This window comes from Streptosporangium sp. NPDC001681, from assembly GCF_040298085.1.
In the GTDB taxonomy this organism is placed as follows: Bacteria; Actinomycetota; Actinomycetes; order Streptosporangiales; family Streptosporangiaceae; genus Streptosporangium.
On record NZ_JBEOZN010000271.1, the window covers coordinates 1 to 4,098 of the forward strand.

The window sequence follows — 4,098 nt, forward strand, 5'->3', positions numbered from 1 at the left end:
CCCCGGCGTTGACAGCACCTTCCGCCACGTCGCGCAGAACACCGATGAACGGGTCCTGGGACTGCGACCAGGACTCGCGGTAGGAGCGGGCGGCATTCCGCTTCGCTCCTTCACTCCTCAGTCCAGTCCCCGGCGCGGCCTCACGGAAGTCCCTCAGTCCGGGCATGGGCACGTCCCCACGCCGCTTTCTGAGGTGGTCACCGAGGGCCCTGGTTCCAGACGACGAGGGGGGGCGGAACGGCGGCGAGGATCTGGCGGATCACGTCCTCGGGGTCGATCCCGTCGGCCAGGGCGTCGAAGGTGAGCATCAGCCGGTGGGACATCACGTCCACCGCCACGTCGCGGATGTCGTCGGGGAGCAGGTAGTCGCGGCCCCGCAGCAGTGCCAGGCCACGCCCCGCGGCGACCAGGCCGAGGGTGGCCCGGGGACTGACACCGATCTCGATGTTCTCCTCCAGCCCGCCCAGGCCGTAGTCGGCGGGGGAGCGGGTGGCCATCACGAGCCTGACCACGTAGTCGGCGACGAGCTGGTGGACCGAGACCTGATCGGCCATCGACTGCAGGGCGGCCAGCCGCGCGGGGTCGAGCACCGCCCTGGGAGTCGGCGGCGTGACGCTCATCCGGTGCAGGATCTCCAGCTCCTCGTGGGCGCTGGGATGGGTGACGCGGATCTTGAACAGGAACCGGTCGCGCTGGACCTCGGGGAGGGGGTAGACGCCCTCGGACTCGATCGGGTTCTGGGTGGCCAGCACGATGAACGGCCTGGGCAGCGGATGAGTCTCCCCGGCCAGGGTCACCTGCCGCTCGGCCATGACCTCCAGCAGCGCCGACTGCACCTTGGCCGGGGCCCGGTTGATCTCGTCGGCGAGCAGGAAGTTGACGAACACCGGGCCGAGCTCGACGTCGAAGACCTCGCGGGAGGGGTGGTACACCCGGGTGCCCACGATGTCGCTGGGAACCAGGTCGGGGGTGAACTGGATACGGGCGAAGGCGCCGCCGACCACGGTGGCCAGCGTCGAGGCGGCCAGGGTCTTGGCCACGCCCGGCACACCCTCCAGCAGGCAGTGGCCGCGGGCGAGGAGCGCCACGAGCAACCGCTCCACCATGTGCTCCTGCCCGACGATGACCCGCCGGACCTCGGTCAGGGCGTCGCGCAGCAGTCCGGTGTCGATCTCGCTCGGCAGTTCTTCTGCGACGGTCATGTCGATATTCCATCACGTCCGGGAAGGGAACCGCCGGGTCGACCCGGCGGTGAATCGCCTTCCCCGTCATGGTTCCCGTGTTCGAGACGGCCGGTGCCCATCCCGGCTGAGGGAGGCGAGAAGCCGACTCCCCGGGTGGGGGAGGTCACCCGAGCCCGGTGGTGGCTCGCACGGTGTGCCCGATCTCGTCACCCGTGCGGCATGGGGTGATCACCCGGGTGTGCTTTCATGTCAGACGTGGCCACTCCGCTCCAGTATGGTGACCCGCCCCAGTTGGGACCCTTCGTCGTGCAGGCACGTCTGCGGGTGGGACCCGCCGGGCTGGTCTATCTCGGGCTCGCGCCCGACGGCAGGGCCGTCTCGGTCGCGGTGCTGACCAGGGGAGCCGCGCTCGACCCGGCGGCCCGTGACCGCTTCGTCACCGGTGTCCGTGACGCGGCGGCCAGCCGTTCCGGCGTCCGGGGCTGGATGGCCAGGGCGACACGCGGGCGCACCGCGGTGGCCGACACGGTCCCGCAGGTGCTGGCCATGGACGGCGGGAGCGCTCCGTGGGTGGCCACGCCGTACGAGCCCGACAGGGCGGGAGCGGAGCGGTTCCTCGAACCGGTGCTGGTCAGCGGAACGCTGATCGGCGAGCAGCATGGCCCCGACTTCGCGCCGCACTGGGTTGGCGACCGCTCGCCCGCGCTGCCCGCGCCGCCCAAGAGCGCGCCGCCGCCGACCGAGACCCGCCGAGCCGTGATCGTCGCGGGGGTCGTGCTGACCCTGCTGCTCGTGCTGCTGGCCGTGACGGTCTGGCTCCTGCTGCGCAAGGAGGACGATTTCAAGCCGCCGCCGAGGCCGCTGCCGCCCACGGTGTTCGTACCGACCCCGCCACCGGTCCCGGCGACGCCGGATCCCGGCCGGCCCACCCCTTCGCCGTCGCCGAGCCGGAGCGGGACCGGTACCCCCGGCCCGGAGCGGGGCGACGAGAACGAGGGCGAGCCGATTTAGGGGGTTCGCCCGTGAGGCCGGGGAGGCGGCCGGTGGGTGGTCCGCCTCCGGGCGCGGGCGTGTCGGCCGGCTGGGAAAGGGCGCCCGCCGAGCCGTCGCCGGCTGTTTAAATTGCTACCCCTCTTTGTGAAGATTCTTCTCTTTATCGCTATAAAGCGCCCTGTGTCGGCTAAGGGGGATTGTGTGCCGATATGGAGTGGCGCGCCGAACGTGACCGTGGCAGGGAAGGAATCGTCATCATGACGGATGTGTCGAGCGTGGGACCCCAGCCGGGCGATGACCGCCCGATCCTGACCAATCGGCAGGGGCACCAGGTCTACGACAACCAGAACCAGCGCACGGTCGGCGCGAGGGGTCCGGCCACGCTGGAGAACTACCAGTTCCTGGAGAAGATCAGCCACTTCGATCGCGAGCGCGTCCCCGAGCGGGTGGTCCACGCGCGAGGGGTGACCTCCTACGGTTACTTCGAGGCCTACGGCACGTTCGGTGACGAGCCGATCAGCCGCTACACCCGGGCGAAACTCTTCCAGGAGCCCGGAAAGCGGACCGATGTGGCCGTCCGGTTCTCCACGGTGATCGGTGGCAGGGACTCCTCGGAGGCCGCCCGCGACCCGCGCGGGTTCGCGGTGAAGTTCTACACCGAGGACGGCAACTGGGATCTCGTCGGCAACAACCTGGCGGTCTTCTTCATCAGGGACGCCCTCAAGTTCCCCGACGTGATCCACTCGCTCAAGCCGGACCCGGTGACGTTCAGGCAGGAGCCCGGCCGGATCTTCGACTTCATGTCGCAGACGCCGGAGAGCATGCACATGCTCGTCAACCTGTTCAGCCCGCGCGGCATCCCGGCCGACTACCGGCATATGCAGGGCTTCGGGGTCAACACCTACAAGTGGGAGAACCAGGAGGGCGACAGCCGTCTGGTGAAGTACCACTGGATCCCCAAGCAGGGCGTGCGCAGCATGACCGCCGAGGACGCCGCGGCCGTACAGGCACTGGAGCTCGGGCACGCCACCAAGGATCTGCACGAGGCGATCGACCGGGGCGACTTCCCCGAGTGGGAGCTGCGGGTGCAGATGATGAGCGACGACGACCACCCCGAGCTGGACTTCGACCCGCTGGACGACACCAAGGTGTGGCCGGAGAACGAGTTCCCGCCCATGCCGGTCGGCAAGATGGTGCTGAACCGCAATGTGGCCAACAACTTCGCCGAGAATGAACAGATCTCCTTCGGGACCGGTGTCCTGGTCGACGGCCTCGACTTCTCCGACGACAAGATGCTGGTGGGCCGTACGTTCTCCTACAGCGACACCCAGCGCCACCGGGTGGGCCCCAACTATCTGCAACTGCCGGTCAACCAGGCCAAGCACGCCCAGGTGCGCACCAACCAGCGCGACGGCGAGATGACCTACTACGTCGACGGGCAGGGCGCCAACCCGCACGTCAACTACGAGCCGTCCATCACCGGGGGGCTCCGGGAGGGGCAGTACCCCACCTACGACGAGCAGGGGCCGGTCATCTCCGGGAGGCTGACCCGCAAGCGCATTCCACGTACCAACGACTACACCCAGCCCGGTCAGCGCTACATGCTCATGGAGCAGTGGGAGCGCGACGATCTCGTGCTGAACTTCGTCGACATGCTCTCCCAGGCCTCGCGCCCCGTCCAGGAGCGGATGGTCTGGCACTTCCTGATGGTCGAGGACGATCTCGGGCTCAGGGTGGGAGAGGGGCTGGGCATCAGCCCCGGGGACGTCTCCCACCTGAAGCCGTTGATCGGCCAGGACCTGACGGACGAGGACCGCGAGCGGCTGTCCAAGCTGGGCAAGAACGGGCCGCGCGAGGTGACCGGCCTGAAGATGACGCACTGCGTGCCCGACGAGCGGGCACGGGTGGAGCGGTAGGAACC

At 69.1% G+C, this 4,098-nt stretch carries 3 protein-coding genes; 2 read left to right on the forward strand and 1 reads right to left on the reverse strand.

All coding sequences use genetic code 11. The annotated features are described in order from the left end of the window. Nucleotides 1-197 precede the first annotated feature (197 nt). On the reverse strand, nucleotides 198-1,202 hold the full coding sequence (locus tag ABT130_RS47150) for an AAA family ATPase (RefSeq protein WP_350966432.1): 1,005 nt from the start codon (nucleotides 1,200-1,202) through the stop codon (nucleotides 198-200). Between the two features lie 228 nt (nucleotides 1,203-1,430). On the opposite strand from ABT130_RS47150, the gene ABT130_RS47155 reads away from it, so the two are divergent. Both ABT130_RS47155 and ABT130_RS47160 read left to right on the forward strand, forming a co-directional pair. Further along, entirely contained in the window at nucleotides 1,431-2,195 is a 765-nt protein-coding gene (locus tag ABT130_RS47155; protein ID WP_350966433.1) for a hypothetical protein, read from the forward strand. Between the two features lie 239 nt (nucleotides 2,196-2,434). Beyond that, a complete protein-coding gene (locus ABT130_RS47160) occupies nucleotides 2,435-4,093 on the forward strand; it encodes a catalase (protein ID WP_350966434.1) in 1,659 nt (552 codons plus the stop codon). The last annotated feature ends 5 nt before the right edge of the window (nucleotides 4,094-4,098 follow it).

Coding starts and splice junctions, on each gene's coding strand:
- ABT130_RS47150 (WP_350966432.1), bottom strand. CDS start 1,202: ATGACCGTCGCAGAAGAACTGCCGAGCGAGATCGACACCGGACTGCTG.
- ABT130_RS47155 (WP_350966433.1), top strand. CDS start 1,431: ATGTCAGACGTGGCCACTCCGCTCCAGTATGGTGACCCGCCCCAGTTG.
- ABT130_RS47160 (WP_350966434.1), top strand. CDS start 2,435: ATGACGGATGTGTCGAGCGTGGGACCCCAGCCGGGCGATGACCGCCCG.